A 20,183-nucleotide genomic window follows, 5' to 3' on the forward strand; every position below is an offset into this window, starting at 1 on the left:
GTGGAAACTCTTTATATGGCAAACTGCGGGCTTTACTGTGTCAATTTAATAAAAATGCCGTTTGAATGGCTGGTTGGCTTGCGCTACACACGCGCTGGCAGGCGCAATGGGCGCAATAGCTTTATCTCTTTTATCTCCGCGATTTCGATGGCAGGCATCGCTCTTGGCGTCACGGCCTTGATTGTCGTGCTATCGGTCTATAACGGCTTCCAGACGGTGGTGACCGAGCGCATGGTTTCCGTGCTTGGGCATGTGGAAGTCTACGAAGTGAGTGGGGCCGGCCTGGGCGACTGGCGTGCCACCGCGGCTTTGGCGGCCCGCAACCCGCAGGTGAAGGGGGCAGCGCCGTTCATCGAATTGCAAGGGATGCTGGTGCATGGCGGCGACTTGATGCGTCCATCCCTTGTGCGCGGCATCCTGCCGGGCGAAGAGCCCAAGGTTTCCGATATCGGCAAGCAGATGAAACAAGGCACGCTGGAGCTCTTGCAGCCCGGCTCCTCCCACATCATCCTCGGTGCGGAACTGGCCAATGAACTGGAAGTGAAGCCGGGCGACAAGGTGGCGCTGGCGATGGCACAGGGGAATTCCACCTCGAACATGGCGCCCACTCTGCACTCCTTCACCGTGGCGGGCACCTTCGAATCCGGCCATAACGAGTTCGACTCCGCGCTGGCGCTGATCCACCTGGCCGACGCGCAGGAACTGATCAACGTTGCCGGCCCGTTCGGCATGCGCCTGCGTTTGCAGGATATGCAGAAGGCTCCAGCCGTGGCGAATGAATTGCGCACCGTCTTGCCGGGCCAGCTGGTGATTCGTGACTGGACCAAGCTCAATGCCGGCTGGTTCGCGGCCGTGAAGTCGCAAAAGAACATGATGTTCATTATCCTGACCTTGATCATCGCGGTAGCGGCCTTCAACCTGGTCGCCACGCTGGTGATGACGGTGACCGACAAGCAAGCCGATATCGCCATCCTGCGCACGCTTGGGGCGTCGCCGTTTTCCATCATGAAGATCTTCGTGGTCCAGGGAGCCCTGGTCGGGGTCGCCGGCACGGCCATCGGCGTTGCCTGCGGCGTGCTGCTGGCACTGAACGTAGGGACAATCGTAGGCGGGCTGGAAAGCCTGTTCGGCGTGCACTTCCTGTCCAAGGAAATCTATTTCATCAGTGCCGTGCCTTCGGACCTGCGCTGGGGCGATGTCGCCTCGATTGGCGTAACGTCCTTGCTGCTGGCACTGGTCTCGACCCTCTACCCAAGCTGGTGGGCCGCCCGCGTCAAACCTGCGGAGGCCCTGCGTTATGAGTAAAAACCTGCCATTCGAATGGATCGTCGGCCTGCGCTATACCCGTGCGGGCAAGCGCAATAGCCGCAACAGCTTCATTTCCTTCATTTCGCTGATTTCGATCGGCGGCATCGCGCTTGGCGTCGGCGCCATGATCATCATCCTGTCTGTGATGAACGGCTTCCGCAAGGACGTCACGGGCCGCATGTTGTCGGTACTGGCCCACGTGGAAGTCTTCGAGCGGGGCACGAGCTTGCCGGACTGGCAAGACCTGGCCAACAAGCTGCAAGCCAATCCTGAAGTGAAGGGCGCCGCGCCGTTCGTCCAGGCCGAGGCCATGCTGTCGCACGGCGGCGAGGCGCTGCGGCCCGCGGTGGTGCGCGGCGTGCTTCCCGAAGTGGAGCCGAACGTGTCCGACCTGGCAAAGACTACCCGTTACGGCAGTTTCAACGACCTGAAGGCGGGCGAGTTCCGCATCGTGCTGGGAATCGACATGGCCCGCGCCTTGCAAGTCAATCTCGGCGACAAGGTCACCATGGTGCTGCCGCAGGGGACCGTGACTCCGGCTGGCATCGTGCCGCGCATGCGTACCTTCACCGTGGCCGGCGTTTTCGTGGCGGGGCACCAGAAGTTCGACGAAAGCATGGTCTTCATCCATCTCGAGGATGCCCGGAAGCTACTGAGGCTTGAAGGCCCGGCGGGCCTGCGCCTGCGCCTGGCGGACATGCACCGCGCGCCGGAAGTGGCTGGCGAGCTGCAAAAGCTGGTGCCAAAGGAAATGACTGTACGGGATTGGTCAAAACTCAATGCGACCTGGTTCGCGGCAGTGCAAACTGAGAAGCGCATGATGTTCGTGGTGCTGGCGCTGATCGTGGCGGTAGCGGCTTTCAACCTCGTGTCGACCCTGGTCATGACCGTGACCGACAAGCAGGCCGATATCGCCATCCTGCGCACGATCGGCGCTTCGCCGCGTTCGATCCAGAAGATCTTCGTGATCCAGGGCGCGCTGGTTGGCTTGCTTGGCGCCGCGCTTGGCGTGGCAGGCGGCGTGCTGGTGTCGCTGAATATCGACGTCATCGTTCCATTTATTGAAAACCTCCTGGGAGTGCAGTTCTTGCCTAAAGATATATACACAATCAGCTCCGTGCCATCGGACATGCATTGGTCCGATGTCGGCGTGATCGGCGTGGTTGCCGTGCTGCTGGCGTTCGTGGCGACCTTGTACCCGAGCCGCTGGGCGGCCAACGTCAAGCCTGCGGAGGCGCTGCGCTATGAGTAATGTGTTGACCTGCCGCGACCTCGGCAAAACCTTCACCCAGGGCAGCTACAAGGTCAAGGTGCTGGAAAAGATCAGCCTGTCGGTGGCGCGCGGCGAACGGGTGGCGATTGTCGGGGCTTCGGGCTCCGGCAAGTCGACGCTGCTGCACCTGCTGGGCGGCCTGGATACGCCAACCAGCGGCAACGTGGTACTGAAAGGGAGCGACTTCGCTTCGATGAACGAGGCGGCGCGCGGCGACTTGCGCAACCGCGAGCTGGGCTTCGTCTACCAGTTCCACCACCTGCTGCCGGAATTCTCGGCATTGGACAACGTGGCAATGCCTTTGCTGATCCGTCGCGTCAAGCGCGCCGAGGCGGAGCAGGCGGCGCGTGAAATGCTGGCGCGCGTGGGCCTGGAAAAGCGCGTAACGCACGTGCCGGGCGAGCTCTCCGGCGGCGAACGCCAGCGCGTGGCCCTGGCGCGCGCGCTGGTAACGCAACCCGCTTGCGTGCTGGCCGATGAGCCGACCGGCAATCTGGATCATTCGACCGCGGAGAAGGTGTTTGACCTGATGCTTGAGCTGTCGCGCACGCTGGGCACGGCCTTCATCATCGTCACCCATGACGCAAGCCTGGCGGAGCGCTGCGACCGCATGCTGCGCCTGACCGACGAAGGCTTGAATCCCGCCTGAGGACCGCGCCATGTGGATCGATACCCATTGCCACCTTGATGCCCACGAATTCGGCGACCAAGCGCTGGCGCTGGCTGCGCGGGCGCAGGAACGCGGCGTGGGGATGGTGGTGATACCTGCGGTCGACCGCGCCAATTTCCCGGTGGTGCGCGGGCTGGCGCACCAGGCGCCGAATGCCAGTTACGCGCTGGGCATCCACCCTATCTACGTGCCGCATGCCGTGGAGGATGACCTGGCGTACATGCGCGAGGCCGTTGCGCAGGCGATGGACGATCCGCGCTTCGTGGCGGTCGGCGAGATTGGCCTGGATTTCTTTATTCCCATGCTGTGCGAGCCTGAGATGCGCGAGAAGCAGGTGTTCTTCCTGCGCGAACAGCTCAAGATCGCACGGGATTTCGAATTGCCGGTCCTGTGCCATGTACGCAAGTCGCAGGACCAGGTGCTGAAGCATGTGCGGCAGCTGGGACCTGCGGGCGGCATCGCCCATGCGTTCAACGGCAGTTTCCAGCAAGCGCGGGCCTATATCGATGCGGGCTTCAAGCTGGGCTTTGGCGGCAACCTGACTTTCACCCGCGCGCTGCAGATCCGGCGCCTGGCGGCTGAATTGCCGCTGTCCTCCATCGTCGTTGAGACGGATGCGCCGGACATTGCGCCTTCCTGGGTGCATCCGGGCGTGAACACGCCGGCCGAGGTGGCAGGGATCGGCGAAGCGCTGGCGACCTTGCGTGGCGAGGACCCAGCCGGGGTCGCTACGGCGACAACTCGGAATGCGTTGGATGTGATGCCGCGCTTGCGGGCCTTGATGGCCGCCTGACCGGCCAGCCAGCCGGGGAGGGGAGATGCGCTGCGCAATCCTCGGCCTGATCGGCGGCGTGGCGTGGCTGCAGGCGCAGGCAGTCTTGCCGGGAGCGGGCGTCCAGCTGGCCTGCGCGCTCGGCGCGGTGCTGGCTGCCCTGGCCGTTCTGGTTCCTGCGTGGCGCGCCCGCCGCCTTGCCTTTTCCTTGCTGCGTACGGGACTTGCCGCTATGGCCGGTGCACTGGCCGGTTTCGCCTGGGCCGCCCTGGTCGCGCAAAGCACCCTGTCCGATGAACTTGCAAAGGCGGACGAGGGCCGCGACTTCGAGATCGTCGGCACAATCGACAGCCTGGCAAGCCGGCAGGATGGCAGCATTCGCTTCAATTTTGCCGTTGAGTCGCCATCGGCCGTTCCGCCGCGCATCGTCCTGTCCTGGTATGCCGGGATGCGCGCTGGCGGCGGCGCGCCGCCGCCCGAACTGCTGCCGGGCGAGCGCTGGCGGCTCAAAGTTCGCCTGCAGCGCCCGCATGGCAATGCCAACCCCTATGGATTCGACTATGAATTGTGGCTGCTGGAGCAGGGCATCCGCGCCACAGGGTATGTGCGCGCCGGGGGCAGCAACGAACGGCTGGCCGAATTCATGCCGACCGCGCATAACGCCGTCGAGCGCGCCCGTTACGCAATCCGCGAGCGTATCAACGCTGCATTGCCGGATGCGCGCTATGCGGGCGTGGTCATCGCGCTGGCGATGGGCGACCAGCGCGCGATCTCGCAGCTGGACTGGCAAATGTTCAGCCGCACGGGGATTTCACATCTCGTTTCCATATCAGGTTTGCACATCACCATGATCGCCGGCCTGGTGGCGTGGCTGGCCGGGTGGCTTTGGCGAAAATCGTTCTTCATGCCGGAATGGCAGTTGCCGTTGCTGCTGCCTGCGGCGCGGCTGGCGGCGATTGCCGGCTTTTTTGCGGCGTGGGGCTACGTGGCGCTGGCGGGATTCGGGGTGCCGGCGCAGCGGACTTTGTACATGCTGGCCGTTGTGGCGCTCGCGCTGTGGCTGGACCGGCTGTCAGCCATTTCGCATGTGCTGGCCCTGGCCGCAGCCGTAGTGGTGATCCTCGACCCTTGGGCGGTGATGTGGCCGGGATTCTGGCTGTCGTTTGCCGCAGTCGCTGCGATCCTGTATGCGACGGTGGGCCGGATGTCGCCGGCAGGCTCCGGGCCTGCCGCCGAAGTCGCACCGGTTGCAGCGTCGTCGATACCCATTGATGGCGATTCGAAGCCCGGAGGCCGGTGGAAAGCGGCATGGTTCGTCCGCCTGCGCGAGAACCTGCGCCTGGCTGCCGTAACGCAGGTTGCAGTAACGGTGGGCCTTGTTCCGCTGACGATGCTGCTGTTTTCCCAAGTCTCCCTGATCAGCCCGCTGGCGAACGCCATCGCCATCCCCGTCATCAGCCTGCTGGTCACGCCGCTGGCGCTTGCGGGCAGCGTCTTGCCGGCCCCTTTGGCCGCGCCGGCGCTGCAATGCGCGCACTGGCTGCTGGAGGCGCTGCTCAACATGCTGCAATGGCTCTCGTCCCAGCCACTGGCCGTTTGGTCCGCCCCCACACCGGCCTGGCCCATTTTTGTCTTCGCCCTTGCCGGAACGGCCTGGATGCTGGCGCCTCGCGGCTGGCCCCTGCGCTGGCTCGGCCTGGCCTGCTGGCTGCCCCTGCTATCCGCACGGCCGGAAAGCCCGCCAGCCGGCGAGTTGCGCGTAATCGCCTTCGATGTAGGGCAGGGCATGGCCATGTTGGTTGAAACGAGCGGTCATCGCCTGTTGTATGACACCGGCCCGGCCTACAGCCCGGAAACCAACGGCGGCAACCGGGTGATTCTCCCTTACTTGCGGGCGCGCGGCATCACCGCCCTGGATGGAATGATCGTCACCCACAGCGACACTGACCATTCCGGCGGCGCCCTGGCGATATTGCGCGACATTCGTACCGGCTGGGTGCTGTCATCGCTGCCGGCCGGTCACCCGATAGCGCAAGCGTCGCCGCGGCACGCGCACTGCGTGGCGGGGCAACAATGGGAGTGGGACGGCATCCGATTCGAAATGCTGCACCCGTCGGCAGCCAGTTATGAAGACCCGGGCCTGAAGCCCAATGCCCGCGGCTGTACCCTGCGCATCACCGCCAGGAGCGGCAGCTTGCTGTTGCCGGCCGATATTGAAGCCAAGCAGGAAGCAGCGCTGGTAGCGGCTGTGCCGGACAAGCTGCGTGCCGATGTGCTCCTTGTGCCCCATCATGGCAGCGGCACCTCGTCGACCCCGGCCTTTCTGGCTGCGGTACGGCCGCAGCACGGGATTTTCCAGCTCGGCTACCGCAACCGCTACCACCATCCGCGTGCCGACGTGCTGCAACGATACGTGGACCTGGGCGCCGGCATCTGGCGCACCGACGAGGCGGGCGCAGTGTCGCTGACGTTCGGTGATCGCACGGACGTCAGCGCATGGCGCGCGCAACATCGGCGCTACTGGCATGGACGCTGACCGATGCCGGGATGTGCTTGATGACAACGTTATTATGGTATTTGCCACAAATCAATGTTATCATCTTGACTATTTGACTATCGTTCGAGCGGAAGGTGCAGCATCGTGGCAACTGATTATTGTGGGTATCACGCGGACAGGGCGGCAAACTGGAATTGCGTCGCTTGCGGCACGCTCCTGTGCCAGGAGTGCTTCCCGGCCTCGCCCCAGTCGACCCATTCGCTGTATTGCACGCTGTGCACCGGCAAGATGCGCTACCTCGGCGTCGGCAATGCGCAGCCCTCGTTCTGGTCGCAAATGCCCCGTTTCTTCGCCTATCCGTTTGCGCTGAACGGATTGATTTTCCTCGCCTTGCTCGCCGGCCTGGCCAGTGCATCGGCGAAGCTGTTCGACCCGCACAGCATCCTGATCTTCCTGCCGATTTTCATTGTGGTTGCGCTGGGCGTCCGGCAAAGCCTGCGCGTGATCGAGTTTTGCAGCCAGGGCAGGACGCGGCCGCCCAGCATTGCAGATTTGTTCGACGGCAATCCAACGACGCTCAAGTTGCTTGGATTGATGCTGGCCTACGGCATCGCCGTGGCCTGCCTGGGGCGCTTCGGCTTGCTGGGTGCCGCCATGATCGTCTTCCTGTCGGGCTTGCTGCCGGCCAGCATCATGCTGCTGGCGATCCACGGTACCTTGCGCGACGCCCTCGATCCCATCCAGGTAGTGCAACTGGCATGGCGCATCGGCTGGTCCTATCTCGGCCTCCTTCTGGTCTTGCTCATCACGGCGCAAGGCCCGGAACGGGCGATTGGACTCATGCCGGCTGCGACACTGACTCACCTGGCGGAGCACTATCCCTATGTGCTCATCGCAATCCTCGTCGCAAGCACTGCCTATTTCAACATGGTCATGGGCGCGATGATGGGATACCTGCTGTTCCAGCACCACGAAGACCTGGGCATCGAGCCCGACGATGAACATGCGGCCGGGCCTGCGGATGATCGCGCCCTGGAGCTGGCCCGCGCGGTGATACTGGTCCGGGAATCCCGTTACCCGGACGCGCTGCGGCATATGGCCGGCATGGTCGCCGACTACCCGAACGACCTGCACGTCCTGGATTATCACCACAAGCTGCTCTGCCAGTCGGGTGGCGATCCGGACCGCGTGCAATTGCATACCGAGCGTTATCTCCAGGCCTTGCTTGACATGCAGCGCAAGAGCCGCATGATCGCCGTCCTGGAAGCGGCATGCCAGGTGGTGCCGCACTACAAGCCGAAAAGCATCGCCGTGCGGCGGGCCTTGGCGGAGGAGTACTTCATCCAAAAACGGTTCAAGCCGGCGATTGCGCTGATTGGCATGCTGCACAAGGAGGCGCCTACCAGCGACGAGCTGCCGGCGGCTTATTACCTGCTGGCGCGCATCTATTCGGAAGGCTTGCGCGACGATGGCAAGGCCGTCATGATCCTCGATTTCCTGCTGAAGCATCATGCCGGCCATGCCATCGCCGGCGAGGTCGAGAAATACCGCAAGGTGATCCTGTCGCTCGGACAGATGAGTCAGGCTGCCGTGTGAGTGGCCAATTGGCGCGCTTCTTCCGACTCGGGGAAGCGTTCCCGTAACTGGTCGCGGTAGCGCTGCGCCTGGGCCGTCAGCTGTGCCTTGGCAGACAGGTTGGCGACCGACTGCAAGATTCTTGGCATCATTTCGTGCCTGCATTGCCGTTCCAGCAGGCGTTCGGCCAGGACGGCGAGCGGCTTGACATGCTCGACGCGTCCGAGGCGCGGCGCCAGCAGGAGCGACACCGACTCCGTCAGCGCGGGTGTCGCGCCACCGGCCCCAGTGTATGCATGCGCCACCTCTTCGATCAGTTTTTGCAGCGCCGGGTCGCGGGCGGCATTGCCGGCCTGCTTGAACAAGGCGTGCACGGTCTCGTGATATTGCCGGCTCGCGGGAGAAATTTTCACGACGCCGTACAAGGCGCGCCACGCACGCGCATCATGCGGATGCGCCTTGACCAACTGCGCAGCCGTTTGTCGCGCTTCATCCAGCTTCATCTTGACGACCAGCTCCTGAATCCGCGACAGCGCGGACTTGAATGGCGCGTCGTGGTCAATCTTCTCGACAAAATCGCGGTTGTACTGCAGGCCCAGGCGCATCCAGAGGGCCAGCAGCACGTAGCCGAACAACAGTCCGCCCGTATGGGCCCAGTGCGCTATCCCGTCATTGCCGTTGCTCGCCCCGAACAACTCATAGCCTACCCAGATGGGAAAGACGATGAGGGCCGGTGCCCGCACCTGTCCGGTGAAGAAAATCACGTTGTAGAAGAAGTTGATTCTTCTCAGGCCGTACACGGCGATATACATGCCCATCAAGCCCGATATCGCACCCGAGGCGCCCACTACGCTGTGATCGGTACCAAGGTTCGACATCCAGAACAACAACGTGCCGCCCAGTCCGCTGCACAGGTAGAGCAGGAGGAATACACCGCGCCCGATCGCGATCTCCAAAGCAAAGCCGAACAGGAACAGGAATACCATATTCCCCAGCAGGTGGCCAAAGTCGCCGTGCAGGAACATACTGGTGATCCAGGTATCCCAGCGCGCTTCCCTGGCATTGAACGCATACGCCTTGCCGCTGACAGAATTGACCAATTGCTCGAAGCGGCTGCGATCCTCCCGCCACTCCGGGTCGCCATCCAGCTCCTGGTGCAAAGCCTGGGAGAATTGCGAATCGTAGGCCGCATGCTGGAACTGCGCGTCGCGCAGCTGCGGCGTGGCCTGGCCGCCAGCCGCATCGAGATCCTCCCGCAACTCGGGCCTTGTACGGCTCAGGTAGTGGCGAAATGGCTCTTTTTCGCGCTCGTAGAGGCCTGATTCGACATACCACCGGTAGGACTGCTCCATCCGTTGCGGGTCTTTGCCTTGATAGACAAAGAAGACCAGGACGTTGACGAGGATGAGCAGCAGAGTCGCAACAGGCGGATTTTTCCAATCGGGCCGGTTTTCTACGGGGATAATAATCATGAAAGGGGCGCTATGCTGTACAAGAGGTACATTTTATTGCCAATTGGACATTTCTCAAAGACGTGCGTCGATGCCCGCTACTGGCATGCGAGGTGATCCTGAGCGATAATTACATGCTTTGCATGAAACACTTGTTGCCGTTGCTTTTAGTGTAAGTAAATGACGAAACCGAAAGTCCATTTCGCCCACGCGAACAGTTACCCGGCAGGGACCTACCGCCAATTCTTCGAGTACCTCGAGCAGGATTTCGAAGTGCAGGCGCTTGACATGCACGGCCATAACCCGCGTTATCCGGTCGAAGATGGCTGGGCCAAGCTGGTCGAGGAACTGATCGCAGAGCTCGAAACACGCTACCAGAAGGAAGCGGTGATCCTGGTTGGCCACTCGCTGGGGGGCCTGCTTAGCCTGATGGCTGCGGCTCAGCGCCCTGAGCTGGTGCGCTGCGTGGTGATGCTCGATTCCCCCGTGGTTGCCGGCTGGCGCGCCCAATTCTGGCGCATGTTCAAAGGCACCCGCTTCTCCGACCGTTATTCCCCTGCGCGCTTTTCGGCCAAGCGCCGCAACATCTGGGCGAGCCACAAGGAAGCTTTGCGTCACTTCGCCAGCAAGGAAATCTTCGGCGCCTGGGCGCCCGGCGTCCTGCTCGATTATCTGGAACACGGCCTGGTCGAACATCCGGAAGGCGTTCAACTGCGCTTCAGCCGCGAAACCGAAACCGCCATCTACCGCAGCCTGCCGCACCATATCGGCACGCTGGTGAAGGGCCAGTTCCCCGTGCCGGTGGGCTATGTGGCAGGCGACAACTCCATGGAAAACCGGCAGGCCGGCCTGGAACATACGCGCAAGCTGGTGGGGCGCAATTTCCGCATGATGCGCGGCTCCCACCTGTTCCCGATGGAGATGCCGCGCCTCGCGGCCGAAATGACACGCGATTTGATCCGCCAGATGCTAGGCAGCGAGCTGCAGGTCGGCCAAGCGCCCCAGCGCATGCTCGCCTGATGTAAAATCCGCACCATTATTTAAACCAGAAAGCACCTGCGATGACGATTAAAAGCGACAAATGGATACGCCGCATGGCGGAACAACACGGCATGATCGAGCCGTATGAGCCCGGCCAGGTACGTGCCGTGGACGGCCGCAAGGTGATTTCCTACGGCACTTCCTCCTACGGCTACGACATTCGCTGCGCCGACGAATTCAAGGTGTTCACCAACATTAACAGCACCATCGTCGATCCGAAGAACTTCGATTCGAACTCCTTTGTCGACGTGAAGAGCGATGTCTGCATCATTCCGCCGAATTCCTTCGCGCTGGCCCGCACCATCGAATATTTCCGCATTCCGCGCAATGTACTGACCGTTTGCCTGGGCAAGTCGACCTATGCGCGTTGCGGCATCATCGTCAACGTGACTCCGTTCGAGCCGGAGTGGGAAGGTTATGTAACGCTCGAATTCTCGAACACCACCCCGCTGCCAGCCAAGATCTACGCTGGCGAAGGCTGCGCCCAGGTGCTGTTCTTCGAGAGCGACGAAATCTGCGAAACCTCGTACAAAGACCGCAACGGCAAGTACCAGGGCCAGCATGGCGTGACCCTGCCGAAGGCTTAAGCGTCAGGCACTGAGCAAAGGGAGCGAGAGTTCCACGCAAAGCCCGCCGCCGCTTCGATTGGCGGCGGCGATGCGGCCGCCGTGCTGCTGTATTACCTGCTGGGCGATTGCCAGGCCCAGTCCATGTCCATCCACGTCCTTTTCCGTGTTGCTGCTGCGGTAGAAGGGCTGGAAAATCTTCCCCAGGTCTTCCTGTGCTACCCCCGGTCCGCTGTCCATGACGCGGATGCGGATGAAGCGCGCGTCAAGTACGGTTTCCACTTCGACCTTGCCGCCGGCGGGGCTGTGCTTGATCGCGTTGCGGACCACGTTTTCGACGGCGCTCGCCAGCAATTCGGGCTGGCCGGTCAGCTGTGCGTCGGCGGTGCCGCTGAAATGCACTTCGCGGCCGTTGCTGGCAGCTTCGAATTTTGCATCCTGCACGATGTCATCGAGCAGTTCGCCGATGCTGAATTCCTGCTTTGGCGCGTCGAAAGCGCCGGCTTCCAGGCGCGACAGGGTCAGCAGTTCGCCGACCAGCTTGTCCATTCGTACGCTTTCGCGCTCGATGCGCTCCATCGAGGCGGCCGTCTTTTCCGGCTGCTGGTGGGCCAGGCCGATGGCTGCCTGCAGGCGGGCCAGCGGTGAGCGCAGTTCGTGCGAGACGTCGTGCAGGAGATTCTTCTGGCCGTCAAGCAGGGCGCGCAGGCGGCCGGTCATGCGGTCGAAATCGCGGCCCAGGGTGGTGAGTTCGTCGCCGCCAGCGCGCGGCTTGGCCGTGAAGCGTGGCGCGAGGTCGCCGCTGGCTGCAGCGTCGAAGGCCTGGCGCAATGCGCGGATGGGGCGCGCAAAGTACCAGGCGAGCAAGGCGGCGAACAGCAGGCTTGCCAGCACGGCGGCGCCAATGGGAATAAAGGGCGTCAATGGCCGGAAGCGGGGTGGGGGAGCGCCCGCACCAGCGCCGGGTGGCGGCTCGGGCGGCGGCTGGCCCGCGGCGTGTGGATTCGCCGGCCCGTCCGGTGGAGGCGCCGCAGGTCGGCGGTTATCGGGGCGGCGGAAAGGGCGCGGGTCCAGGCCGGGGATGCCCGATCCTGCAAGCAGGGTACGGGAGTCGGGCGCGTCCAGCGTGCCCTGGTGGCGCCGCGAAGGCAGGAACAGCAGGTAACGCTGGCCGTCTGGGGCAGTCACCTGGCGCACGCCGCGCGGGTCCGGGCTGGCGAGCATCTTCTGCGCTTCCGATAGCATGCTTGGCGTCGTGATGCGCCCCAGCAGCTCCTTGCCATCGTCGCCAACGGCATACACGCGATGCCGCGGCATATTCTCCAATAGCTGGCGCAAGCCGTCGGTGCCGCCAAAGGCCAGGGTCGCAGCGGCGGATTCGATCGACATCTCCGCCGGCGGACCGGTCTCGATATCGGAAGGGCGCGCTTCAGCGGCAGCGCGCGCCTTGAGCCACACGGCGCCGCCGATTGCGGCGGTGGCGGCGACCTGGGCGAGCAGGATCGAAAAGAAGAACTTCCAGAACAGGCGGCCCACGGCTTACTCCCGGACCAGCTGATAACCGAGGCGGTACACGGTTTGCAGGCAGGAGCGCCCGTCCGAAATGGAACCGAGCTTGTGGCGCAGGCTGCTCATATGGACGTCGATATTGCGGTCGAAGCGCGCCATCGGCCGCCCCAGCCCCTGCTCGGACAGCACGTTCTTGCTCACCGGCTTGCCCGCGTTGCGGGCCAATACTTCGAGCAGGTTGAATTCGGTGCTGGTCAGCTCCAGCGGCACGCCGCCCCAGGCAGCACGGCGCTGCTCGGGCCACATGGTGAGCTGGCCGACAACCAGCGGCCCGGAGCCCGTATCCGGCACGGCCTGCGTGCGGCGCAGGATGGCCCGGATGCGCGCCGTCAGTTCGCGCGGCGTGCACGGCTTGGTCACGTAATCGTCCGCGCCCAGTTCGAGGCCGACAATGCGGTCGGTATCGTCGCCGCGCGCGGTCAGCATCAGGATCGGCATCTGGCTCACGGCCCGGATCCGGCGCAGCGTTTCCAGGCCGTTCATGCGCGGCATCATCACATCGAGGACGGCAATGGCGAACGCCCCGGTCAGCGCACGGGTGGTGCCGGTTTCGCCATCGTGGGCGGTGCTGACCTCGAAGCCTTCCTGCTCCAGGTATTCCTGGAACATGCCGACCAGTTCGACGTCATCGTCAATCAACAGGACCTTGTTCATGGCGCCCATGATAACAAATCGCTCCCGCCGGGTTGCTCCATCTTTACACGTTTTTACCTGCCACTTACGGCGCTTTACAGGCTGTAGCCAGAGAATGGAATTTCACCATCACCACTGGAGATTCACCATGAACAAGAGCACGTTGACCCGGCTGCTGCTGGCCGCCGCCATGGCTTTGCCGCTGCTGGCGAGGGCGGAAGAAAAGCTGCCCACCGAGGGCGAACCCCCGCAGCTTGCAGACCCACGGCCTGAAGGCCCTCGCGGAGAATTCCCTGGCCGCCATCGCGGCGGGCACTTCGGCGCACCCGGCTTGCCATTCCTGCATGGACTCGAACTGTCCGAGAGCCAGGAAGACAAGCTGTTCCAGCTGATGCACAACCAGGCGCCTTACCTGCGCGAGCAGCAGCGCGCCCACGAGAAGGCAATGCGCGCCTTGCATGACATGCGCAATACCGAGAAATTCGATGACGGGGCCGCGACCAAGCTGGCGCAAGCCGCGGCACAGGCGGAAGCCAACCTGACCCTGGCTCATATCCGTACCCACCAGAAGGTGCTGGCCCTGTTGACCCCTGAGCAGCGCAAGCAGTTGGACGAACGCAAGGCGCGCCGCCAACAAGGAGGCTTCAATGAACGTTAATTCGATTAGCTCCAGCAGCTTTACCGGCCAACTGGCCGCCAGCGGCAGCGGGCAGGCGCGCCAGGCGCCACCGCCTCCGCCGCCCGGACCGCCGCCGGGAGAGGGTGGTTTCGTCAACGCGATCGGCTCGGCGCTGGAATCGCTCGGCGTGACCGATGTCGCCGCCACCGACAAGGAAAGCGCAGCTTCGGCCCTCGGCAGCTTCCTCCAGGAGCTGATGTCGTCCCTGCACGAACAAGGCGAGGCAAATGGTGCACAAGGCGAGGAGCACGGCGGCCCGGGAGGCCCCGGCCGGCTGGCCGAAGACCTGCGAAGCCTGATTTCTTCGCTGCAAAGCGACGATATCGAAAGCGGCGAGGCTTCGTCGCTGGAGACCTCGTTCTCCTCCCTGCTGTCCGCGATTGGCGGCGACAGCAGCGATTCGCACCCCAAGCTGACGACGTTCCTGCAAGCGCTGGCCGACAAGCTGCCACAAGCAGGCAGCAGCGGCAACCTGATTAACACGACGGCATAAAAAGGAGAGTCTTATGCACGCGCATGACCACGGCCTGGCCGCAGACCTGGAAGCAATGATGAACATGGGCAGCAACCGCCGTCGCTCGCTGCGATGGCTGCTGGCCGGCGCGGCCACGCTGCCGCTGATCGCCTGCGGTGGCGGCTCGGACAGCACGAGCACTGGCGGCAGCGCCAGCAGCGGCAGCAGTACGGGCACCGGCAGCACCGGCGCCACGACCGGAAGCTGTTCCGTCATTCCTGAAGAAACCGGCGGGCCGTATCCTGGCGACGGCACCAACAGCAATGCCAGCGGCATCGTCAACGTGCTGACACAGACCGGCGTGGTGCGCAGCGACATCCGAAGCAGTTTCAATGGCGCCAGCGGCACAGCTGGCGGCATCCCATTGACGATCAAGCTGAAGATCGTCAATGCGAACAATGGTTGCGGCGCTGCCGGCGAGTTCGCGGTCTACCTGTGGCACTGCGGCCGCGAAGGGCGCTATTCGCTGTATTCGAGCGGGGTAACAGACCAGAACTACCTGCGCGGCGTTCAAGGCGCGGACGCCAATGGGGACCTGTCCTTCACCACCATCTTCCCGGGATGTTACGACGGCCGCATGCCGCACGTGCACTTCGAGGTATATCGCAGCCTGGCGCAAAGCACCAGCGCCTCCAATCGCATCAAGACTTCGCAATTCACCTTCCCGATGGCGACGTTGAACGAAGTGTATGCCACGTCGGGTTACAGCAGCTCCGCAAGCAACCTGTCGCGCATCAATTATGCCACCGACAATATCTTCAGCGATGGCTATTCCCTGCAACTTGTCACGATCAGCGGCAACGTCGCCGACGGTTACATTGCCACATTGACGGTGGCTGTCGCCGCCTGATCTTCCCTCGGGGCGAAGCCGGCTTCGCTCCGCATCCCCGTTTTTCGCCATTCCCCGAAACCGCTTTCGCCGCGGCCAGCGCTTCCCCGAGGGGGAGGCGCTGGCACACGCCTTGCAGTACTGCCAGCATGGTTTAGGCAATGGAGAAAGCATGGACCGTCTGCTCAGCTATCGGCCGGAACTCGAACTGTCCCCGGGGGCGCCACAGGCAGCATGGCGCGATGAAAGCCTGCCGCAAGCAGCCGAACTGCTCGCGGCACGGCGCGAGGGACACCTGCCGGCCTGGTTCCGCCATGTGGCGCCCGGCCTCGACGGCGTGCTGCCCAAGCTTGCCGACCAGGTGCTGTCGGCTGGTCCAAGGGGCGGCCGTATGCTTGGCATGGAGCTTGAGGGCCTGAGCGCCGAGGACCGCGAGTTCGAAACGGCACGCCAGTTCATGCGCTTTGCCGGGCTGGCAGCGCGCCGTGCGAGGCAGGCTGCCCGCGGCGATCCGCGCCAGGTGCGGCGCGCTGCGCTGAACATCGCGGCCAAGCAGTATGCACCGGGGCTGCTGCCCACCATCGTATCCATCATGGAACGGCATCCCGTTCCACCATCCGCAGCATCACATCAAAGGGGGCTAATCATGCATGACATCGACCGTACCACCCTGGAATTCGGCAACGAAACTTCCTATGAAGGCGAGTATGAGTTTGGCGAATCGGAATGGGGCGGCGAAATGGGTCAGCAAGGGATGCTGACCGAAGCCGAGGAAATGGAACTGGCCAGCGAACTGTTGTCGGTGACCAATGAAGCGGAACTGGAGCAGTTCCTGGGCAGCTTCCTGAAAAAGGCGGCATCGTTCGCCGGCAACGTGATCCGCTCGCCGGTCGGCAAGGCGATCGGCGGCGCATTGAAAGGCGTGGCCAAGAAAGCGCTGCCGCTGGCCGGCGGCGCGATCGGCGGCTACTTCGGCGGTCCGCTGGGCGCCAAGATCGGCAGCGGCCTGGCATCGGCTGCCGGTAGCGCCCTCGGGCTGGAGGCCGAAGGAGAAGTGTCCGGCGAGGACCGCGAATTCGACGGCGCCCGCACCTTCGTCAAGGTGGCTGCCGACACCGTCAACCGCGCAGCCCAGGCGCGCGGCGGCGATCCGCGCCAGATTGCCATGCAGGCGGCGACGGCGGCCGTCCGCCAGCACGCGCCGGGCCTGCTGGCGCGAGCCGGCCAGCAGGGCGGCCAGCAGGGGGCTGCCGGCCGCGGCATGGGCGGCATGGCCGGCGCAATGCACGGCAATTCCGGACGCTGGGTGCGCCAGGGCCGCAAAATCGTCCTGTACGGAGCTTGAGCCAAATGAGCCCGTACGCCGCCTGGATGCTGGCACAGGAGGCGCGGTCCTTGCTGACGCGCCTGGCCCGGGTGCTGCCATTTGCCCTGATCGAGCCGATGGTGCCGGCTGCCGCCTTGCTGCCGCGGGCGCAGCTTGGCATCGAGCGCCAGCTGGTGGCGGGGCGGCGCGAGTTGCGGGCGATGGTGCGCGGCTTCCTGCACTGGTTGCGCAGCCCCGCCGGGCGCCGCGCCAGCCCGGCACACGCCCAGCGCCGCTTCACGTTCCTGCGCATGAAGTTCAATGCGGCGCTGATCCAGTTCGACATGTTCAACGACGTGGTGACGCAGCGCAGCGAACATCGCAACGGCGTATGGCTGGCAGGGCTGGACGTCGCATCGGCCGACGCCCTGGCCCTGCGCGGCGGCTACTACACGCCGCCGCCGGTGGTGTGCTACCTCGATCGCGGGCCGGGGGCTGCCATCCGCCGCGCCCGCACGCGCCTGCCCGGAGGCGGCGACAATCCCGTCGCCATCATTCGGGTACCGCGCGAGCGCATGGTTGGCGCCAGCATCGCCTCTTCCTTGTTCCATGAGGTGGGGCACCAGGGCGCGGCGCTGCTGGACCTTGTGAACTCGCTGCGTCCGGTCCTGCAATCGCTGCAGTCCGGCGCCACCGGGCCGGCGCAGGTGTGGAAGCTGTGGGAGCGCTGGATTTCCGAAATCGTCGCCGACTTCTGGTCGCTGGGCAGGGTCGGCGTGGCGGCCACCCATGGCCTGATCGGCGTGGTCAGCCTGCCGCGCATTTTCGTCTTCCGCATCAATATCGACGACCCGCACCCGGTGCCCTGGATCCGGGTGCTCCTGAGCTGCGCAATGGGCGAGCGGCTCTACCCGCATCCGCAGTGGCAGCGCATGGCGCGCCTGTGGGAATCCTACTATCCCCTCGACGGAGTGCCGGAAGCAGACCGGCAACTGCTGATGGCCTTGCGCGATTCGATGCCGGCGCTGGCCGGCCTGCTGGCCAATCACCGTCCGGCCTTGCTGCGCGGTGCTTCGCTGCCGCAGGCACTGCAGGTGGACCTGCGTCAGCCGGCCTACCTGGCCATGCTGTTCCGGCTGTGGCAGCGCAAGCCTGAGCGCATGTACCAGGCTTCGCCGGTGCTGGTGTTCGCTGTGATCGGCCAGGCGCGTGCGGACGGCATCCTGAGCCCGGAGCACGAAAACATCCTGCTGGGGCGCCTGCTGACGCACTGGGCCCTTCGCAATACCTTGACTGATATTTGAGGAGAGTTCCATCATGACCAAAACGAGTGCGGCGGCCGCAGGCAAAAGCGGCAAAATCGATGTCAACGTGCGGGCCCGGATCTCGGACAATCGCTGGGTCCCGGTGGTGCATGCGCACCTGCTGCTGATGCAGCCTTCCGATGCGCAGGTGAAGCAGCTGCAATTACTCAATGAGGACAAGGGCACGCCGGAAGAGGCGCGCAAGATGATGGCTGCCTGGCCGGTGCTGCGCCCGACCCATACCGGTCCGAATGGCCATGCGCGCTTCGACGGGCTGGAGATCGGCACCTACTACGTGGTCTTCAACAACGCCACCCCCTTCGACAAGGACTTCATGCGCTTCAACCGGGTCGACATCCTGGCCACCGACACGCGCGGCGAAACCGAATTCCTGCTCGATCCGCCATTCCGGCTCGAACCGGTCTTCTTTGCCAACGGCGACAACCAGGACCGCCCGCACGGATTGGTGGGCGATACTGTCTGGGTCTCGGTGGCGCACAGCGTGGCAGGACAGGGCAACCCGATGGAAGGCATGTATTACGTGCCGGAGCCGCCACTGCAAAGCCAGGCGCTGAAAGGCGTCAAGTCGAGCATGCGCCTGAACGCCACCGGCGCCACCGAGGTGGCGGTCAATGTCTACATGGCTGCGCTGGAGGCCGACGGCGTCACGCCGGACCCGAATGACGCGGCCCACTACCGTGCTTCGGAACCGATCATCGTCGATGAAGGCAGCGCCACCCAGGTGAGCGGCACGATCACCACCCAGGCATCGCGTACGGAGGCGGAGTTCCGTCCCGTGCTCGCGCACTGGACCCTGATCCGCAACAGCGCCGATGCACTGTCATTCAACACATACAAGCTGTTCATCGACCACCTGTTCTGCAACGATGCCGGCGGCGACGTGCCCGAGTTCGAACGCAGCCGCTTCGACGAAAAGGAGCGCGCATTCCGGCTGCTGGAGAAGCGGCGCACCCTGCCTTTCAGCGATTCGGATTCCTACCGCGTGCTGAAGGCCGCCACCGAAGCGTTCGTGATGGTGAACTGCGGCGTGCTGCGCACACCGTATGCGTTCCGGCCCCAGGAGGACGCCGATTACCTGGACCGGCGCGACCTGCCCGGAGACCGCAAGCTGGAGGATGAACTGGTCAAACGCTACCTGACGTCGCTTGATCCGAAAACCCGCATCCTGCCTTACCTGGCCCTGATCCGCAGCAAGCTGCCGGACGTGCGCATCCACATGGACCACAAGGACCACCACGATGCCGAATTGTGCGCGGGCTTCATCCGCGACCGGCTGGTCAACCCCTGCATGATGGAGCTGATCTGGTCCTATTGGCAGGAAGAGGGCATGCTGGTGCAGACCATGAACGCGATCACGCGCCGCTTCCAGAACGTGCGCTCGCTGGCGCACGGCAACGGCCCCGACCCGCTGGCCAATATGGAAGTGGACATGCTGCGGCCCTTGAACAACCTGCTGTGGGGTTATGTACAGGATGAACAGCATCGCCTGAGTGTCGTGCGCCGCAATTACGAGTACGACCATCACTACGGCATCCACCTGGATGGAAGGGCGGTACGCGATTTTCGTCCGGCCGACAGCCGCTCCAAGTTCGTCGAGGCCTTCCATAACCTGCTGCGCCAGCTGATGCCGTTCTACCGCCAGGACGACGACACCACCGTCAAGGCCGACGCCTTCCCGATCCTGAATGCGCTGAAGGAAGTGCACCTGATCCTGTCGCAGGGCGCGCACAACCAGTTCGGCGACCTGCCGTCCACCGCGCGCATCGAAATGCTGATGCAGCAATGGATGCTGGCGCGTCCGGAATTCCGCGAATTCCTGCCGACGCGGCTGATGGTGGCGCATCCCGAACCGTGGATGGACCGCGTCGATGCAATGAAGAAGGTGCAGGGCTGGAGCGACACCAGCATCGCCCACTTCCGCGACCTGGCCATGTTTGGCGAACAGTTGCTGCTGTCGATCCGTTATACCCACTGGAGCGACGTGTACGACCCTACCGAGGCGTTTGCGTGGGCCCGCTTCTGGCGTCCGCAGGCGCAGGGCTATATGCACGCCTACCGTGCGGTGACAGGTGTAGACCTTACCTCGGAAGTCGCCAACCCGAAACTGGAGGCGACCATGCCGTCGGTGCTGCTGCGGCAGCGGCTGGAGGCCATGCCGCGCTCGGCGTGAGGCGG

17 protein-coding genes are annotated in these 20,183 nt (G+C 63.9%); 14 read left to right on the forward strand and 3 right to left on the reverse strand.

Annotated features, from left to right (window positions below):
- Positions 1-15 precede the first annotated feature (15 nt).
- The 6 genes from ACN9MZ_RS15055 to ACN9MZ_RS15080 all read left to right on the forward strand — a co-directional run bounded on the left by ACN9MZ_RS15055 (position 16) and on the right by ACN9MZ_RS15080 (position 8,116).
- On the forward strand, positions 16-1,305 hold the full coding sequence (locus ACN9MZ_RS15055; protein ID WP_426337807.1) for a lipoprotein-releasing ABC transporter permease subunit: 1,290 nt from the start codon (positions 16-18) through the stop codon (positions 1,303-1,305).
- Positions 1,298-2,560 (forward strand): lipoprotein-releasing ABC transporter permease subunit, encoded by a 1,263-nt coding sequence (locus ACN9MZ_RS15060; protein WP_426337808.1) that lies wholly within the window; start codon positions 1,298-1,300, stop codon positions 2,558-2,560. The genes ACN9MZ_RS15055 and ACN9MZ_RS15060 overlap by 8 nt, the downstream gene beginning before the upstream one ends.
- Entirely contained in the window at positions 2,553-3,230 is a 678-nt protein-coding gene (gene lolD / locus ACN9MZ_RS15065; RefSeq protein WP_426337809.1) for a lipoprotein-releasing ABC transporter ATP-binding protein LolD, read from the forward strand. The genes ACN9MZ_RS15060 and lolD overlap by 8 nt, the downstream gene beginning before the upstream one ends.
- A gap of 10 nt (positions 3,231-3,240) precedes the next feature.
- On the forward strand, positions 3,241-4,044 hold the full coding sequence (locus tag ACN9MZ_RS15070; RefSeq protein ID WP_426337810.1) for a TatD family hydrolase: 804 nt from the start codon (positions 3,241-3,243) through the stop codon (positions 4,042-4,044).
- A gap of 25 nt (positions 4,045-4,069) precedes the next feature.
- The gene (locus ACN9MZ_RS15075) at positions 4,070-6,559 is read left to right on the forward strand and encodes a DNA internalization-related competence protein ComEC/Rec2 (protein ID WP_426337811.1); all 2,490 of its coding nucleotides are present in this window, start codon (positions 4,070-4,072) and stop codon (positions 6,557-6,559) included.
- Positions 6,560-6,664: 105 nt separating this feature from the next.
- The gene (locus tag ACN9MZ_RS15080; protein ID WP_426337812.1) at positions 6,665-8,116 is read left to right on the forward strand and encodes a hypothetical protein; all 1,452 of its coding nucleotides are present in this window, start codon (positions 6,665-6,667) and stop codon (positions 8,114-8,116) included.
- On the opposite strand, the gene ACN9MZ_RS15085 is transcribed toward ACN9MZ_RS15080, so the two are convergent.
- Positions 8,101-9,567, reverse strand: coding sequence for a rhomboid family intramembrane serine protease (locus tag ACN9MZ_RS15085; RefSeq protein ID WP_426337813.1), 1,467 nt, complete (start codon positions 9,565-9,567; stop codon positions 8,101-8,103). The two genes, ACN9MZ_RS15080 and ACN9MZ_RS15085, sit on opposite strands and share 16 nt — an antisense overlap.
- 159 nt (positions 9,568-9,726) lie before the next feature.
- Here ACN9MZ_RS15085 and ACN9MZ_RS15090 point away from each other — a divergent pair, with 159 nt between their 5' ends.
- Together ACN9MZ_RS15090 and dcd are read left to right on the forward strand one after the other, a co-directional pair.
- Positions 9,727-10,566 carry an alpha/beta fold hydrolase gene (locus ACN9MZ_RS15090; RefSeq protein WP_426337814.1) on the forward strand — a complete coding sequence of 280 codons (840 nt, stop codon included), beginning with the start codon at positions 9,727-9,729 and terminating at the stop codon, positions 10,564-10,566.
- A gap of 41 nt (positions 10,567-10,607) precedes the next feature.
- Positions 10,608-11,174 (forward strand): dCTP deaminase, encoded by a 567-nt coding sequence (gene dcd, locus ACN9MZ_RS15095; RefSeq protein WP_090443665.1) that lies wholly within the window; start codon positions 10,608-10,610, stop codon positions 11,172-11,174.
- Positions 11,175-11,177: 3 nt separating this feature from the next.
- On the opposite strand, the gene ACN9MZ_RS15100 is transcribed toward dcd, so the two are convergent.
- Positions 11,178-12,689, reverse strand: a complete 1,512-nt coding sequence (locus ACN9MZ_RS15100; protein ID WP_426337815.1) for a HAMP domain-containing sensor histidine kinase — start codon at positions 12,687-12,689, stop codon at positions 11,178-11,180.
- A gap of 3 nt (positions 12,690-12,692) precedes the next feature.
- Complete coding sequence (locus ACN9MZ_RS15105; protein ID WP_426342908.1) at positions 12,693-13,376, reverse strand: response regulator; 684 nt, start codon at positions 13,374-13,376, stop codon at positions 12,693-12,695.
- A 127-nt stretch (positions 13,377-13,503) separates the two neighbouring features.
- Here ACN9MZ_RS15105 and ACN9MZ_RS15110 point away from each other — a divergent pair, with 127 nt between their 5' ends.
- The 6 genes from ACN9MZ_RS15110 (at position 13,504) to ACN9MZ_RS15135 (ending at position 20,178) form a co-directional block, all read left to right on the forward strand.
- Positions 13,504-14,013: a Spy/CpxP family protein refolding chaperone gene (locus tag ACN9MZ_RS15110; protein ID WP_426337816.1), complete on the forward strand. Its 510-nt coding sequence runs from the start codon at positions 13,504-13,506 to the stop codon at positions 14,011-14,013.
- Complete coding sequence (locus tag ACN9MZ_RS15115) at positions 14,003-14,527, forward strand: hypothetical protein (protein ID WP_426337817.1); 525 nt, start codon at positions 14,003-14,005, stop codon at positions 14,525-14,527. Before ACN9MZ_RS15110 ends, ACN9MZ_RS15115 begins: the two co-directional genes overlap by 11 nt.
- Before the next feature lie 13 nt (positions 14,528-14,540).
- Complete coding sequence (locus ACN9MZ_RS15120) at positions 14,541-15,398, forward strand: intradiol ring-cleavage dioxygenase (protein WP_426337818.1); 858 nt, start codon at positions 14,541-14,543, stop codon at positions 15,396-15,398.
- Between the two features lie 151 nt (positions 15,399-15,549).
- The gene (locus tag ACN9MZ_RS15125; RefSeq protein ID WP_426337819.1) at positions 15,550-16,722 is read left to right on the forward strand and encodes a hypothetical protein; all 1,173 of its coding nucleotides are present in this window, start codon (positions 15,550-15,552) and stop codon (positions 16,720-16,722) included.
- A gap of 5 nt (positions 16,723-16,727) precedes the next feature.
- Positions 16,728-17,987 (forward strand): hypothetical protein, encoded by a 1,260-nt coding sequence (locus ACN9MZ_RS15130; RefSeq protein WP_426337820.1) that lies wholly within the window; start codon positions 16,728-16,730, stop codon positions 17,985-17,987.
- A 13-nt stretch (positions 17,988-18,000) separates the two neighbouring features.
- A complete protein-coding gene (locus ACN9MZ_RS15135) occupies positions 18,001-20,178 on the forward strand; it encodes an 8-amino-7-oxononanoate synthase (RefSeq protein ID WP_426337821.1) in 2,178 nt (725 codons plus the stop codon).
- Positions 20,179-20,183: the final 5 nt, after the last annotated feature.

It is taken from the genome of Pseudoduganella sp. S-14, from assembly GCF_049913285.1.
GTDB lineage: Bacteria > Pseudomonadota > Gammaproteobacteria > Burkholderiales > Burkholderiaceae_D > Rugamonas.

What these genes read in the sequence shown, in the direction of transcription:
- ACN9MZ_RS15130 (WP_426337820.1), top strand. Translation starts at nt 16,728, where the DNA reads ATGAGCCCGTACGCCGCCTGGATGCTGGCACAGGAGGCGCGGTCCTTG.
- ACN9MZ_RS15120 (WP_426337818.1), top strand. Translation starts at nt 14,541, where the DNA reads ATGCACGCGCATGACCACGGCCTGGCCGCAGACCTGGAAGCAATGATG.
- ACN9MZ_RS15125 (WP_426337819.1), top strand. Translation starts at nt 15,550, where the DNA reads ATGGACCGTCTGCTCAGCTATCGGCCGGAACTCGAACTGTCCCCGGGG.
- ACN9MZ_RS15090 (WP_426337814.1), top strand. Translation starts at nt 9,727, where the DNA reads ATGACGAAACCGAAAGTCCATTTCGCCCACGCGAACAGTTACCCGGCA.
- ACN9MZ_RS15135 (WP_426337821.1), top strand. Translation starts at nt 18,001, where the DNA reads ATGACCAAAACGAGTGCGGCGGCCGCAGGCAAAAGCGGCAAAATCGAT.
- lolD (WP_426337809.1), top strand. Translation starts at nt 2,553, where the DNA reads ATGAGTAATGTGTTGACCTGCCGCGACCTCGGCAAAACCTTCACCCAG.
- ACN9MZ_RS15085 (WP_426337813.1), bottom strand. Translation starts at nt 9,567, where the DNA reads ATGATTATTATCCCCGTAGAAAACCGGCCCGATTGGAAAAATCCGCCT.
- ACN9MZ_RS15070 (WP_426337810.1), top strand. Translation starts at nt 3,241, where the DNA reads ATGTGGATCGATACCCATTGCCACCTTGATGCCCACGAATTCGGCGAC.
- ACN9MZ_RS15055 (WP_426337807.1), top strand. Translation starts at nt 16, where the DNA reads ATGGCAAACTGCGGGCTTTACTGTGTCAATTTAATAAAAATGCCGTTT.
- ACN9MZ_RS15115 (WP_426337817.1), top strand. Translation starts at nt 14,003, where the DNA reads ATGAACGTTAATTCGATTAGCTCCAGCAGCTTTACCGGCCAACTGGCC.
- ACN9MZ_RS15075 (WP_426337811.1), top strand. Translation starts at nt 4,070, where the DNA reads ATGCGCTGCGCAATCCTCGGCCTGATCGGCGGCGTGGCGTGGCTGCAG.
- ACN9MZ_RS15060 (WP_426337808.1), top strand. Translation starts at nt 1,298, where the DNA reads ATGAGTAAAAACCTGCCATTCGAATGGATCGTCGGCCTGCGCTATACC.
- ACN9MZ_RS15110 (WP_426337816.1), top strand. Translation starts at nt 13,504, where the DNA reads ATGAACAAGAGCACGTTGACCCGGCTGCTGCTGGCCGCCGCCATGGCT.
- ACN9MZ_RS15105 (WP_426342908.1), bottom strand. Translation starts at nt 13,376, where the DNA reads ATGAACAAGGTCCTGTTGATTGACGATGACGTCGAACTGGTCGGCATG.
- dcd (WP_090443665.1), top strand. Translation starts at nt 10,608, where the DNA reads ATGACGATTAAAAGCGACAAATGGATACGCCGCATGGCGGAACAACAC.